This window comes from Salinibaculum salinum, from assembly GCF_037645885.1.
In the GTDB taxonomy this organism is placed as follows: Archaea; Halobacteriota; Halobacteria; order Halobacteriales; family Haloarculaceae; genus Salinibaculum; species Salinibaculum salinum.
In genome coordinates this window covers 149,129-161,560 of record NZ_JBBENW010000007.1, presented here as the reverse complement: position 1 = coordinate 161,560, position 12,432 = coordinate 149,129, and the positions used below count along the sequence as shown (strand labels likewise).

Annotated in this window: 15 protein-coding genes and 1 tRNA gene; 7 read left to right on the top strand and 9 right to left on the bottom strand. The window is 58.1% G+C overall.

All coding sequences use genetic code 11. The annotated features are described in order from the left end of the window. Window positions 1-173 precede the first annotated feature (173 nt). The gene (locus tag WDJ60_RS09260; RefSeq protein ID WP_340100096.1) at window positions 174-410 is read left to right on the top strand and encodes a hypothetical protein; all 237 of its coding nucleotides are present in this window, start codon (window positions 174-176) and stop codon (window positions 408-410) included. A 176-nt stretch (window positions 411-586) separates the two neighbouring features. On the opposite strand, the gene WDJ60_RS09255 is transcribed toward WDJ60_RS09260, so the two are convergent. Next, window positions 587-660: transfer RNA gene (locus WDJ60_RS09255), tRNA-Val, on the bottom strand. Between the two features lie 84 nt (window positions 661-744). Between WDJ60_RS09255 and WDJ60_RS09250 the strand changes: the two genes are divergently transcribed. Then, the gene (locus WDJ60_RS09250; protein ID WP_340100095.1) at window positions 745-1,227 is read left to right on the top strand and encodes a DUF192 domain-containing protein; all 483 of its coding nucleotides are present in this window, start codon (window positions 745-747) and stop codon (window positions 1,225-1,227) included. A gap of 39 nt (window positions 1,228-1,266) precedes the next feature. Continuing rightward, window positions 1,267-3,162, top strand: a complete 1,896-nt coding sequence (locus tag WDJ60_RS09245; protein ID WP_340100093.1) for an ABC transporter ATP-binding protein — start codon at window positions 1,267-1,269, stop codon at window positions 3,160-3,162. 32 nt (window positions 3,163-3,194) lie between these two features. On the opposite strand, the gene WDJ60_RS09240 is transcribed toward WDJ60_RS09245, so the two are convergent. Further along, window positions 3,195-3,389 (bottom strand): DUF7501 family protein, encoded by a 195-nt coding sequence (locus WDJ60_RS09240; RefSeq protein WP_340100092.1) that lies wholly within the window; start codon window positions 3,387-3,389, stop codon window positions 3,195-3,197. A 114-nt stretch (window positions 3,390-3,503) separates the two neighbouring features. Between WDJ60_RS09240 and WDJ60_RS09235 the strand changes: the two genes are divergently transcribed. Together WDJ60_RS09235 and WDJ60_RS09230 are read left to right on the top strand one after the other, a co-directional pair. Further along, window positions 3,504-4,013, top strand: a complete 510-nt coding sequence (locus tag WDJ60_RS09235; protein ID WP_340100091.1) for a DUF6789 family protein — start codon at window positions 3,504-3,506, stop codon at window positions 4,011-4,013. Window positions 4,014-4,051: 38 nt separating this feature from the next. After that, window positions 4,052-4,786 (top strand): creatininase family protein, encoded by a 735-nt coding sequence (locus WDJ60_RS09230; protein WP_340100090.1) that lies wholly within the window; start codon window positions 4,052-4,054, stop codon window positions 4,784-4,786. Here the strand turns inward: WDJ60_RS09230 and WDJ60_RS09225 are convergent, their stop codons facing one another. The 3 genes from WDJ60_RS09225 to WDJ60_RS09215 all read right to left on the bottom strand — a co-directional run bounded on the left by WDJ60_RS09225 (window position 4,787) and on the right by WDJ60_RS09215 (window position 6,749). Further along, window positions 4,787-5,230, bottom strand: coding sequence for a DUF5790 family protein (locus WDJ60_RS09225; RefSeq protein ID WP_340100089.1), 444 nt, complete (start codon window positions 5,228-5,230; stop codon window positions 4,787-4,789). It lies immediately after the preceding gene. An 84-nt stretch (window positions 5,231-5,314) separates the two neighbouring features. Then, complete coding sequence (locus tag WDJ60_RS09220; protein WP_340100088.1) at window positions 5,315-6,331, bottom strand: DUF7544 domain-containing protein; 1,017 nt, start codon at window positions 6,329-6,331, stop codon at window positions 5,315-5,317. A 61-nt stretch (window positions 6,332-6,392) separates the two neighbouring features. Then, a complete protein-coding gene (locus WDJ60_RS09215; RefSeq protein WP_340100087.1) occupies window positions 6,393-6,749 on the bottom strand; it encodes a dihydroneopterin aldolase family protein in 357 nt (118 codons plus the stop codon). An 87-nt stretch (window positions 6,750-6,836) separates the two neighbouring features. On the opposite strand from WDJ60_RS09215, the gene azf reads away from it, so the two are divergent. Next, window positions 6,837-7,607 (top strand): NAD-dependent glucose-6-phosphate dehydrogenase Azf, encoded by a 771-nt coding sequence (gene azf, locus WDJ60_RS09210; protein ID WP_340100086.1) that lies wholly within the window; start codon window positions 6,837-6,839, stop codon window positions 7,605-7,607. A gap of 459 nt (window positions 7,608-8,066) precedes the next feature. Here azf and WDJ60_RS09205 read toward each other — a convergent pair whose 3' ends face one another. After that, complete coding sequence (locus WDJ60_RS09205; protein ID WP_340100085.1) at window positions 8,067-8,675, bottom strand: GNAT family N-acetyltransferase; 609 nt, start codon at window positions 8,673-8,675, stop codon at window positions 8,067-8,069. A gap of 332 nt (window positions 8,676-9,007) precedes the next feature. On the opposite strand from WDJ60_RS09205, the gene WDJ60_RS09200 reads away from it, so the two are divergent. Next, window positions 9,008-9,292, top strand: a complete 285-nt coding sequence (locus WDJ60_RS09200; RefSeq protein WP_340100084.1) for a HalOD1 output domain-containing protein — start codon at window positions 9,008-9,010, stop codon at window positions 9,290-9,292. A 497-nt stretch (window positions 9,293-9,789) separates the two neighbouring features. On the opposite strand, the gene WDJ60_RS09195 is transcribed toward WDJ60_RS09200, so the two are convergent. From WDJ60_RS09195 to WDJ60_RS09185, 3 genes are read right to left on the bottom strand one after another with little or no spacing between them, the layout of a single operon-like run. Then, the gene (locus WDJ60_RS09195; protein ID WP_340100083.1) at window positions 9,790-10,182 is read right to left on the bottom strand and encodes a hypothetical protein; all 393 of its coding nucleotides are present in this window, start codon (window positions 10,180-10,182) and stop codon (window positions 9,790-9,792) included. After that, window positions 10,175-11,287 carry a signal peptidase I gene (locus WDJ60_RS09190; RefSeq protein ID WP_340100082.1) on the bottom strand — a complete coding sequence of 371 codons (1,113 nt, stop codon included), beginning with the start codon at window positions 11,285-11,287 and terminating at the stop codon, window positions 10,175-10,177. The genes WDJ60_RS09195 and WDJ60_RS09190 overlap by 8 nt, the downstream gene beginning before the upstream one ends. Beyond that, the gene (locus WDJ60_RS09185) at window positions 11,284-12,180 is read right to left on the bottom strand and encodes a hypothetical protein (RefSeq protein ID WP_340100081.1); all 897 of its coding nucleotides are present in this window, start codon (window positions 12,178-12,180) and stop codon (window positions 11,284-11,286) included. The genes WDJ60_RS09190 and WDJ60_RS09185 overlap by 4 nt, the downstream gene beginning before the upstream one ends. Between the last annotated feature and the right edge of the window lie 252 nt (window positions 12,181-12,432).

The window sequence follows — 12,432 nt, the reverse complement described above, 5'->3', positions numbered from 1 at the left end:
AGTCACCTCGCCGTGTGCGATGGGTCGAGTGGGAACAGCGAACCTGACACGCGATTTGGACGCCCGCCAGTTATCGGTTACCGTCCGGTGCGACCACGAGACACGGGACGCCGCTGTCCAGCCACCCGGGAGTGCCGTCACACAGAAGCGAGTTGAGCCCCAAACGGAGAGTGATGGAGTTGACGACACCGCTGGCGCTCGGTGGGAGGTTCTATCTCGTCGCCGTCACGGTCGGACGCGACGAAGACAGCCAGACGGTCCGGGACTGCCTGGCCTGTGGCGGCCACACGTTCGACGACGAGTTCCACCTCGTCGGGGAAGTCCACGCCCGCGGCGACAGCTTGCGCCGCCACTACTTCTGTGACGTTGACTGCCTGCACGAGTGGCTCCGACTGTTCCCGGCGACGTGAGTGAGGTCGTCGCAGTCGGCGTCAGAAGTGGGTTCGCGGTCGTTCACAACGGAAATAGTGGGTTCGGGCGGGTTCGAACAACGTGAAACTCGCTCCCGACGGTCGCTCGTTTCTCTCGTTCGAAACCGCCACTCACAGAAATTGCTGGCGCTCACGAGTTACTCGCGCCAGCAATATGGGTTCGGGCGGGTTCGAACCGCCGGCCTCGGCCTTGTAAAGGCCGCGTCATAACCAACTAGACCACGAACCCTCTATTCGAAAGATACCTACCCGTCGGAATAACGCTTTCTCTCTCGGACGGAACGCTTACCCGGACCAACACGTACACTCACCCATGAACACCCGCCGGGCCGTCGCCGCCGTCGCACTCGCGGCCGTTGCCGTCGCCACCGTCGTCGTGTTCTTCCCCGGCTTCCTCATCGGTGACCCGGGTCCGTACAACGAAACCACAGTCACCGTCAATGACGAGAACGGTACTGAACTCGGAACCGTCGACGTTCGCATCGCCGACACTCGCGCCAAACGCTACACCGGCCTCAGCGAGACAGCATCACTCGACCCTGACGAGGGCATGCTGTTCGTCCACGACAATGAGGATCAGCACAGCTACGTCATGCGGGATATGTCGTTCCCACTCGACATCATCTTCGTCGACGCAAACGGCACCATCGTCCAGATTTTCCACGCGGGCGTCGACGGCGAGAATGCCCCCTACGAAGCCCGCGGAAAGTACGTCCTCGAAACGACTCGCGGCTGGGCGAACCGGACCGGCGTCAGCACCGGCGATACGGTCGACGTTCCCGACAGTGTGGGCTGACCCCGAGAAACTTTTGCAGATGCGTCCCCTGATTCGACTGTGGATATCGACGCTGGTCCCGACTCGGACGCCTTCGAAGAAGAACGTGCGGCCGTCGACCGGCCGATGTACCGACTCTTTACCGAGTACAGTGACGGTCGCCGGACGTACTTCGTCATCGGTCTGCTGAGTAGCATCTTCGCGCGCGTCCTCGACCTCCTCCCTCCCCTCCTGCTTGCCGTCGCCATCGACGCCGTCTTCCGCGGCGAGGCAGCCTTCTCGCTGTGGCTCATCCCCTCATCGTGGCTGCCCGCAACAGACACCGGCCAGCTGTGGCTCACCGGCGGCATCATCGCCGCCTCGTTCCTGCTCGCCGCGATGTTTCACTACACCCGAAACTGGGGGTGGAACCGCTTCGCGCAGGGCGTCCAGCACGACATCCGAACGGACACGTACGACAAGATGCAGCGGCTGAACATGGACTACTTCGCCGACAAGCAGACCGGCGAACTGATGTCCGTGCTCTCGAACGACGTGAACCGGCTGGAGAAGTTCCTCAACGACGGGATGAACTCCGTCTCCCGACTGGTAATCATGGTGCTCGGCATCGCTGTCATCCTCTTTGCACTGAACTGGCAACTCGCACTCGTGGCTCTCCTTCCGGTCCCCATCATCGCCCTCTTCACGAAGAAGTTCATCGAGATTATCCAGCCCAAATACGCCGAGGTCCGCTCGTCGGTCGGCTCGCTGAACTCCCGACTGGAGAACAACCTCGGCGGCATTCAGGTCATCAAGACCAGCAACACCGAGTCCTACGAGTCCGAACGCGTCGAAGACGTCTCCGAGGACTACTACGACGCCAACTGGGACGCTATCCGGACCCGCATCACGTTCTTCCCGGGTCTTCGGCTGGTCGCGGGACTCGGCTTCGTCATCACGTTCATCGTCGGCGGCTTCTGGGTGTTCGACGGCCGCGTCACCGAGGGGCAGTTCGTCGCCTTCATTCTCTACACCCAGCGGTTCATCTGGCCGATGGCCCAGTTCGGACAGATTATCAACATGTACCAGCGCGCGTACGCATCCGCCGAGCGCGTCTTCGGGCTGATGGACACGCCCGATCGCATCGGTCAGCGAGACGACGCGGAGCCACTGACCGTCACCGACAGCGACGTCGAGTACGACGACGTGACCTTCGGCTACGACGACGAACCCATCGTCGAGGACGTGAACTTCGAGGTGGACGGCGGCGACACCGTCGCGCTCGTCGGCCCGACCGGCGCTGGGAAATCGACTGCGGTCAAACTCCTCCTCCGCCTCTACGACGTCGACGAGGGCGCGGTTCGAGTCGACGGGACCGACGTGCGAGACGCGACCGTCCCCAGCCTCCGCCGTCAAATGGGTTACGTCAGCCAGGAGACGTTCCTCTTTTACGGCACAGTCAGAGACAACATCGCCTACGGCAGTCCCGGCGCAACAGACGAGGATATCCGTGCGGCCGCGAAGGCTGCCGAAGCCGACGAGTTCGTCCGAAATCTCCCCGACGGCTACGAGACCATGGTCGGCGAACGGGGCGTCAAACTCTCCGGCGGCCAACGCCAGCGCGTCGCCATCGCTCGCGCCATCCTCAAAGACCCCGCTATTCTCGTCCTGGACGAGGCGACCTCGGACGTGGACACGGAGACGGAGATGCTCATCCAGCGCTCGCTCGACCGGCTAACCGAAGACAGGACGACACTGGTCATCGCCCACCGCCTCTCGACAATCAAAGACGCAGACCAGATTATCGTCCTTGACGACGGTCGAGTCGTCGAACGCGGCACCCACGACGCCCTGCTGGACGAAGACGGTCTCTACGCGAATCTCTGGGCCGTCCAGGCGGGCGAAATCGACGACCTGCCACCGGAGTTCGTCGAGCGAGCGGCTCGCCGTCGGGCACAGACCGACGCCGACGACTAAACGGGTTGTCTCCGCCTCACGCTCGGCCTCGTTCACCCGCTCCACTCGCTGCCAATATCGTCTGCAATGTGCTCGCGCCAGTCAGCAAAGCGCTCTCGACACGACTCAGACTCGTCGAGGTGGTCGATGAATCCGGCGCCGGGGTCGGTCAGCCGGGTGCCACAGAACGGACAGAAATCGGGGTTCGCCCAGTCGTCAGTGCTCGGGTCCGGATGATCGTGTCCCATACACGGCCGAACGACCACAGCCGTAATCAACGCTGTCACGGCAGACTCCGGTGACGACCCGATACTGATGATTCCGGTAGTCGGATTTTATTTCGCGGCATGTTATACCAACACATGGCCGAATCAACGGAGTTCGAGGATCCGACACACACGGAGGAGGAAACGGAGTACGACCGAGTCATCGGTATCGTGGCCGACGGCGTGGTCGGTGCAGCGGGTGGGTTAGTCGGCGTCGCGATGATGACGGTAGTACTCGTTATCGCAGAACAGTTCGGGGCGTTCTCGCGCCAGTCCTTTGCCGACCTGACAGAACTAATCGGTCTTGGGGGGTACGTCCCCGAAGTGACGGTCGGCTTTCTCATCTTCCTCGCGGGCGGGATGGTTCCCTGGCCGCTCTTGTTTGCTTCACTCCGGGAGTACCTCCCCGGCGAATCCTGGCCAGTTAACGGTCTGTTCTTCGGGACCGCACTCTGGACAGGATTCGTCGGCGCGTTCTATCCCGGCGTGACCGGCTTCGCACTCGTTCTCTACCTCGCCTTCTCGCTGGTCGCCCACTGGGTCTACGGCGTCTCGCTGGGACTGGTCTTCAGTTATCTCTCCGAACGACCGGAGACGCTCGTCTGACCGCCAGGGATTAGACGCCTCCCGTGGTACGCCCGGACATGAAACTCTCGGAGACAGCGTGGCCCGAGGCCGAGTCCATGGACACTGACCTCGCCGTCCTCCCTGTCGGCAGCACCGAACAACACGGTCCCCATGCCCCACTCGGGACCGACGTCCTCACCGCCGAAGCTGTCGCCGAGGCGGGCGTCGCCGCCCACGACGAGGAAGTCGTTCTCGCACCACCGATCCCGGTCGGTGTCGCCGAGGAACACAGACACTTCGCCGGAACACTGTGGGTCAGCGAGGATGCCTTCCGCGCGTACGTCCGCGAGACGGTCGAGAGCCTGGTCAGTCACGGCTGGGACCGCGTCGTCGTCGTCAACGGCCACGGCGGCAACGTCGCCCCGCTCCGGGAACTGTGCGCCCGCCTCACTCGCGATGGGACCGCCTGCGCCGTCCCGTTCACCTGGTTCGACGCAGTGGATACCGAGACCATCGAGATGGGACACGGCGGTCCCCTCGAAACGAGTCTCCTCCGACACGTCCACCCCGAACTCGTCGACGAATCGGCGTTTGACACGGCAGCAGCGGACGGTGCAGACTCCTGGGGAGAGTGGCAGTCGGGAACGAACCTGGCCTACGACACCGTCGAATTCTCCACGAATGGTACTGTCGGCGACCCGAACGAGAGTAGCGAAGAACTGGGAGAAGAGTTGGTAGCAGCGGCAAGCGACCAGCTGAGTGAGCTGCTGACCGCTATCGCCGAGCGCGAGTGGACTCGACGAGAGGACTGACTACGCCTCCGCTTCGGTACTGCCGTCGGCGTCGGCTTCGGGGTCTGCGTCGTCCGCTGCGGCGTCTTCGAGCGCGCCGCGGAGTTGCGGAATCGTGCTCGTCAGGTCACTGACCTGCTCGCCCGCGGCCTCGATGTCTTCGACGAGCGCTTCCACGTCCTCGATCGCCTCGGCGAGGTCGTCGGCGTCCTCGAAGGCGTCGGCGCGCTCGCCCATCGTGTACCACTTTTTCGCGTCTCGGAGGTGTTCTTCGGCGTCGCCGATGTCGAGTGCGGAACTGAGCGTGTTCAGCGCACCCAGCGTGTTGTCGGCGTCCACGTCCCAGATGTCGTCGGCGGACGGCAGCGATTCTCGGGCCGCATCGAGCGACTCCTCCACGTCCTCGCGCATCTCCGAGGCAGCCTCGCCGAACAGTTCGTCGTCGTCGAGTGTCGATTGACTCATACGTCCCGGTTGGCCGGCCGTGAGGTTAAATACCCGCCTGAAAGTGAAAGTGAAATTCGACGTTTCAGCGCACTTTCGGCGGGTTTAGATCGAGCCCGACTGAAGGTCCTCTCTGCGCTCTCTCACGAGGTCCAGATCCGGTTCGATGGTACCCAGCACGAACAGTTCGTAGTACCGCGTGAACGTCTTCAGCGGGACCTGGACCAGTGCGACGACTGCGAGCAGCGTCAGGACGTAGAGCACGGCGACGCCGCCGAGCAGAATCGCACTGCCGACAGCGAGCGATGCACCGCTGGCGAAGAAGACGACGCCAGCCAGAATCCCGAACGGAAGTAGCAGCACTGCCCCGGCGATGCCGACGGCGGCACCGGCGACGATGCCGAGGGCGATCAGCAGGCCGATTCGGATCGCCAGATAGACGAGAAACTCGACGATGTTGTCACGGAGAACGCCCCAGAAGCGCCTCCACGCCGAGCGGAGACCGCGGTCCTCGGCGATCATCGTCGGGACGACGAACGCCACAGTGAAGACGTACGCGAGTGCGGCCAGCACCCCGACGACGAGTGCAACGAAGCCAGTGAGGAGCATCCCGATAGCCAGCGTTATCCCACCGTCGTCGAGCGAGGGGACGACGAACAGGACTGCCGAACCCACGATGGGGCCGGCGGTCACGAGAAACAACAGGAGATAGACGCCAAACAGCGCGAGGCCCCTTCGGACGTGCTCGCGGAACATCGCACGCACCGAGACCGATTCCGTGCGGAGCGCGTCGACGAGGACGAATTCCATGACCGCGCCGACAACAGTGAATACGAGACCGAGAAGTGCAAAGAGTGCTGCGACACCGACGACGAGCGTAAGGTACTCTTCGAACAGCGCGACTGGCAACCCGTCAGCCGGTACGGCGTCCGACGGTAGCCCCTCAATGTTCCCAGCGGGGAACTGCCAGGAGACGTTCGGGAGCGAGCCGACGCCGCTTCCGCCCGAAAGGAAGAAGACGACGACGGCGAGGCGAAGCCACAGTCCACGGTCGATGGGGAGGAGGAACTCTCGGGTGGCGTCGAGTGCGTCACCGAGACAGGACAGGGCGGCGTATGCCATATCGGATGTTCGCCTGAATCCCAGATAAATCCTGCCGGCTCACGCACAACCGTGCGGGTCACTACTCGCGAACGTCGACGATGTCCATCAGCGGGTACCCCTCGGTCATGCGCATCTGTGCGTGGACGAAGATGCCCTCGTAGTCGATATAGATGTCCACGTCGACGAACTTCCCAGTCAGTTCCGTGTAGTCGGCGGGACCGTCGGCGAGTTCCTCGCGGAGTCGGTCCTCGCGAACGTCGACGACCACCTCGTCGCAGTGTGGCTGGTTCCCGATTGCCGACTCCATGGCGGCTGCGAGTGAGTCACCGCTATCGGGACTGACGGGCGTGCCTGCAAACTGGTGATACAGCGAGCCGAACTTGATACCGGCCTCGAAACAGGCAGTCTCGCGGTCAGTGGGATGGGTCTCGGACATAGGCGGTTCAGGGTCGCGTGACCTATTGGGTCGTCGGTCGCGGCAAATCGTATGCTACTTACCGACCCTGCGCCTGGGTTGAACCGAATGAACGACCCTGTCCTGCTGACGGGCGCTGGGGGCCACGTCGGACAGGTCATCCTCGATGGACTTCGCGACGAGTATGACTGGCGACTCATGTTCCACAGCGAACCCGCCAAGGAGCCCGATTTCCCCTACTGGACCGGCGAAGTCCAGGATTACGACGACGTGGCACCCGCCGCGGAGGGCGTCGGCGCGATTATTCACCTCGCCGGTGACCCCCGCCCGAGCGCCCCCTGGAAGAGCGTACTGCAGAACAACATCGACGGCACCCACACGGTCTACGAGGTCGCCGTCGACGAAGGCGTCGAGAAGGTAGTGTACGCCTCCTCGAACCACGCCGTCGGGGCCTTCGAGAGCGACGAGCGCACCCCCGAGATGTACCGCACACACGACGAATTCCGACTCGACGGCACTGAACTTCCCCGTCCGGGCAACAAATACGGCATCTCGAAAGCCACTGGCGAAATTATCGGTCGCTACTACCACGACAAATACGACCTCTCGGTCTGTAACGTCCGCATCGGAAACTTGAACGAGAATCATCCCCCCATCGACTACGAGCGCGGCCAGGCGATGTGGCTCTCCCCGCGTGACTGTGCACACATCCACCAGTGTACACTCGAAGCCGACTACGGGTACGAGATCGTTTACGGCATCTCCGACAACGACCGCAAGTACTACTCGCTGGAGCGCGCGAAAGAGGTCCTCGGATACGAACCGATGGACAACTCTGCAGAGTGGAGCGGCGAAGAGAAGGTCGTCAAAGAACAGTAAGTCGGTGCGGATTCTTCCGAGATCTTCCGTTTTTCAACAGTGTGAAGCAGAGCGGAGAGTTTGGGGAGTTCAGTCTATCCGTCAGATTACCAATTATATATAATATACAGAATACTTGGAAGATTGTTGAGAAGGGTCACGAAATACAATTTTTGTTTTTATAGTATGTATTGGAATATAGATTTTAATACCCAAATAGTAGTAAAGTAGGGGTATTTCTGCCCAAATTTCCTATTTTTACAGATCTCATAGAATTTATGCTGGTTGCGTTGGAGAATATCGTAATACTGCTGGAGGAAAATCGAGGACAGCGGACAAGAATAAGATATTAGAGCGGATTATAAATGAGATAGAGAGGAATCTGTTGATATCGGCACAACAGTGTATTTAAATATATTAAGCATACATCGGTGATCGAGTTAAAGTAATATTTTCAATATATGTTTAGATGGGTCAATTTTACAATCTTTCTGCCGGAGGGGCCTGGACCGTACTGACCAGTTCATCATCGAGCGCGAGACGCATCTCGATGCGTTTGTCTTTTCGGTCCACTTCGACAAACCCGAGCGAGCGGTACACCGCAAGCGCTCGTTCGTTGTCGGCGTCGACGTGGAGTCTAAGCGCGGCGTGGCCATCGTCCGCTGCGTGTGCCATCGCCTGACGACAGAGCTCGGTCCCGAGTCCCCGGTTCTGGTACTCGCTTGCGATGAAGACGATGAGCTCCGGTTCGTCTTTGTCCGCGGGCATGTACGCCACGTGGCCGACGATTTCTCCGTCGTGGGACGCGATGATGCTACGACCGCGTTCGACGAGCTGGTCGACCCAGGACTCGACCTGTGGCCTTGTTAGCGGCGGAAGTGACATCGAACGGTCCCTGGACGGATACTCGTCGTAAAAGTCGACGAGTTGCTCGACTGTCCCGTCCACGCCAGGAGTGAGAAGAAGGGCCGTCCCCTCCTTGTCGAAGAACCGAGGGCACCGCGCTGGACACCCTTCCATCCCCACACAGTCAGTGTGATCCCACGTGGGAGCCTGCTGATTCACACCGATATCTGATTTCGTTCCCATGTTGTTCGACCTATTTGAATAGAAGGGGCGTGTGTTCATCACCCTTCGGCAGCATATAGACGGGGTTTATATACTAAACGAATGGCTGTATATCCAAATTATCGATTTGCAGAACATGGCGGAGTGGTGTCCATTGGTAGATTGGTTGGCTCCGTGGATCCAGCGTACAACCGCTTTCTCTACGGAATTCAGCCGTCAGAAGTGCAAATTGAGATAGTACGTTATTGTCCAGATATACAAATATCCCGCAAATAGGACTGTAACGGCATCTAATTCTCAAATTTGATACTCAATCGGTCGGGTTTTTATCCATCAGGTTACAAATTCTCCTCATGTCGACGAAAAGTAATCGTAGAGCATCCAGTTCATGGGAAGAACTTGCAAGGCACGACTGGAGTGATAATCAGGCTATCGAAACAACGCTAACTGGTGCCCTCCAGGAACTGGACTGCAGTACCGATGGAAAACTACTCTACGATTACATTGATCTGGAAGCGGTCACAAATACGTTTGGACCGGAAGAATCTAGGTGTGGAGCCTCGGAAGTTCGCTTTGACTTCGAGGATTACGAGATCCGTATCGCTCAAGATGGGACAATCGGCGCTCGAAAACGATAACAGTCCACACAGTTGTTCGGGTAGTGCAAATTAACCGATATGCTCTACCAGTTTCTCGTTTCGGATTTTCGAGTGTTCCAACGACTTCAACTGGCATGATTCACCCGGTTACGTAAATTTGAACGTTCACTCAATAGATAATTTCATATTACAAGGTTAGTTTTAGTGCTGATAAAAATGGGGAGAAGGAAGAAGAGAAGTCCTGGTTTGGGGTGCGGTCCGTGTAGCATATCATCTGCAGATGCGCCCCAACGAACAAGAATCTCAAAGATTCTTTGGAATTCACCCGGATTGTTATATATTACAAATAGACATATTTATTACCATCATTATTAATTATATTAGTATATGGGGATGGTTTTACTACTGAATTGAAGCCGAGAATAGACAGACATCAAGATTATCTCCATAAGCTAGTTTTATTTGATATGGATTCTGTTTTCTACCCAACATATGTTATATGCATAGAGTAGTTCTTGAATCCCTGAATTGGTATTCTACAAAGCTCTTCTTTGACTAGTCTCTGCCATTCTCTCGCTTACCGCGGTACCAACCAACGCCCCTTGTCCGTTGTCACGTTTCTGGCTGCTGTTACCAGCACTATCGTTTATTGCGTTTTCTACCACGTCATTACCGCTCGTGCCAGCACTGTTCTCATCTGTGTCGGTGTCGGCACCAGTATCGTCGTTGCCGGCACCAGTCTGCTGTGGGAGAGTCGTCGTTTCCGTCTCCCATCCGGTGGTACCAGCTCCATCAACGGCGACATTAATTTCGGCAGACACCGACTCTGTATCGCTCAGCATTGAATGGGTCCCTCCGCCTCCACCTGTGAAACTGGCCATACCGAGAACGACAACCAACGCGAGCGCAAGGAGCGGTCGGTTAATCATCTAACCCCTCCTCTGTGGCTTCGTCGTGGTTCAATATCGAAGCACCGCCTGCGGCCTCAGTTGTAGTCGAGCTCGAGACTGACTCGGCAGAAATATGGCTTCTGTCATCATCAACTCCGTCAGTATCCATGAGAGACGAGTCGTCAGCATCCCCAAAGAGTAGTTCCAATCCCTCGGTATCAAGGTCAGAGAGGGTCTCCGCTTGCGTAGTCGGCGATGCCGTCTCTTCTTCTCCACCATCTCCGAACAGATAGACTGCACCAAGCAAAAGGAAGGCCGTAGTGACACTCCCCGCGACAGCGAACGCCCAGACTTCCAAGGTGATGTAAGCAACCCAGAAGCTGTATACAACAAAAATGCTGAGCACGATCAAACCGAGCTGGAGTTCCGGAGAAGTAAACGTTACCTGCGTCTCCGCCTCGGTGGACGCTGGCTCTTCAGTAGTTTTGTCGGTCTCAGAATCAATCAACTCGGTTCTAGTACCGGTGTCATCGGATTCGTTTTCATCCACATCATCAACTTTCACAGCGGATTCCGTTTGAGCGGATTGTACCATCACCCAGATCTCCGAGATAATGAACAGTAGGAGTGGCACCACCAGGAGTGCAATAATCCCCGTCTGACTGCTGGCAAAGGTGATCACATAGCCGAGGAACGGAATGACAAAGAGATACCCTCCGACAGTCATCACTGTACCCTCGACTTCCTCGGAGGGGACAAGTTGCTGGTCAGGGTCTTCGTTGGCGTCACCCTGAGTTCGAAACGCAAGACCATCTTCCCGGTCGACGACTTCGATGACGCGGTGTGTCGTCGGTCTCGTGTCGCCGCTTCGACGGTAGGTAATGACATCACCACTCTCGATGCGATCTGGTTCGACACCGTCGGTGATAATAACATCACCAGTACCGATGTTTGGCTCCATACTCCCGGAGAGAACGACGTAACTTTGCTCCCCGCCAGCGACCTGTGGAACGGTATAAATGATGAACGGAACGACGATCGCAACGAGTACCAGCACACCAGCAACGCTGACGATTCGTCGCCACGGGATGCGGGCATGCAGTGGCTCGTCGTCTTCTACTTCGGTTTCAATTGCGTCGCTCATGCTCCACCCTCGTACTCGAATGTTACTTGGGTCCCCTCGAACTGTTCGGTCGTGTCGTCGGTAACAACTCGTTCGGCGACGCTGCAAGGAGTCGACTCATCCCCAGGCCCGTAGACACCAGTTCCCTTCTCTACGGTTTTGAACGCATCCTCATCCCAGGGCGCTGCTGTCCCAGACTGGGCTGTCTCCTCACTGTAATCATAGATTGTTATGTATGTCGCTGTCTTTACAATAACATATCGCACATCCGCGTCCGTCTGCCAATCGACAGAGGTGGGGTCTCCGTCGTCATCGACGGCGTTTATGTCTGTAATCTCCGGATTAGGATCAGTCGCCCCGCTACAAAACGCGATGAAACTAATGGCTTTGTTAGCTGGTTCGTCGGGTGGGTCCGGACACGCTGGGCGCTCCGGATACGGCGACGCTTCGCCATCGTTGTGCCGGCACTGTTCCGCGGCGAACTCGAACGTCACAGAAAGAGACTCCTCTCCGACGTACCAATCCGGTAGATTCGCAGTTAGTACCAAATTGATTGTTTCCCCGGGTGTGAGACAGTCCCGCTGGTCTGCCGAGACTACGGTTCCGTCCGGGTTGAGTGGGGCGCTATTTCGCAATTGGTTAGCAACCGAAACGAGCGACCCCTCTGCGATTGTTCCGCCGTCACTGTAGGTCACCGCCATTTCGAGGTCTTCTGCAAGTCCTGTCGCCCCCGGGCATTCCAGCCGAAACCAGGGGTACGCTGGGTTGTTCTGTGACCCAGGAAGCGAAACAACAAGTTCTGCGACGACGTCAGGGTCACCCCCGGCATTGGTATCCGTAATGGATAGTGGTAGTGTCGTGGAACCAGTACTCGACCCGGAATCACCGCCGTCGAGGTTCCATTCGACAGCCATGTCGACCACGCCAGCGGTAAGTGAATTATCGGTTGTTTTCTCCGTGTCGGAAAAGAACGCGGTGGCACCGCTTCCGAGGACAGCGCCAGTGCTTCCTGCTGCACCGAGCGCAGATAGTACTTTACGACGGCTCAGTTCAGATTTCTCCATTACTCCCCCCTCTGATGATTCTGGTTACTTCCCGCTCGTTGCCCTGATTGCCACGTATTATACTGGATACTTTCCAGACACTTAGTTCTTGACACTGGAATA

Coding starts and splice junctions, on each gene's coding strand:
- WDJ60_RS09260 (WP_340100096.1), top strand. CDS start 174: ATGGAGTTGACGACACCGCTGGCGCTCGGTGGGAGGTTCTATCTCGTC.
- WDJ60_RS09250 (WP_340100095.1), top strand. CDS start 745: ATGAACACCCGCCGGGCCGTCGCCGCCGTCGCACTCGCGGCCGTTGCC.
- WDJ60_RS09240 (WP_340100092.1), bottom strand. CDS start 3,389: ATGGGACACGATCATCCGGACCCGAGCACTGACGACTGGGCGAACCCC.
- WDJ60_RS09235 (WP_340100091.1), top strand. CDS start 3,504: ATGGCCGAATCAACGGAGTTCGAGGATCCGACACACACGGAGGAGGAA.
- WDJ60_RS09230 (WP_340100090.1), top strand. CDS start 4,052: ATGAAACTCTCGGAGACAGCGTGGCCCGAGGCCGAGTCCATGGACACT.
- WDJ60_RS09225 (WP_340100089.1), bottom strand. CDS start 5,230: ATGAGTCAATCGACACTCGACGACGACGAACTGTTCGGCGAGGCTGCC.
- WDJ60_RS09220 (WP_340100088.1), bottom strand. CDS start 6,331: ATGGCATACGCCGCCCTGTCCTGTCTCGGTGACGCACTCGACGCCACC.
- WDJ60_RS09215 (WP_340100087.1), bottom strand. CDS start 6,749: ATGTCCGAGACCCATCCCACTGACCGCGAGACTGCCTGTTTCGAGGCC.
- azf (WP_340100086.1), top strand. CDS start 6,837: ATGAACGACCCTGTCCTGCTGACGGGCGCTGGGGGCCACGTCGGACAG.
- WDJ60_RS09205 (WP_340100085.1), bottom strand. CDS start 8,675: ATGGGAACGAAATCAGATATCGGTGTGAATCAGCAGGCTCCCACGTGG.
- WDJ60_RS09200 (WP_340100084.1), top strand. CDS start 9,008: ATGTCGACGAAAAGTAATCGTAGAGCATCCAGTTCATGGGAAGAACTT.
- WDJ60_RS09195 (WP_340100083.1), bottom strand. CDS start 10,182: ATGATTAACCGACCGCTCCTTGCGCTCGCGTTGGTTGTCGTTCTCGGT.
- WDJ60_RS09190 (WP_340100082.1), bottom strand. CDS start 11,287: ATGAGCGACGCAATTGAAACCGAAGTAGAAGACGACGAGCCACTGCAT.
- WDJ60_RS09185 (WP_340100081.1), bottom strand. CDS start 12,180: ATGGCTGTCGAATGGAACCTCGACGGCGGTGATTCCGGGTCGAGTACT.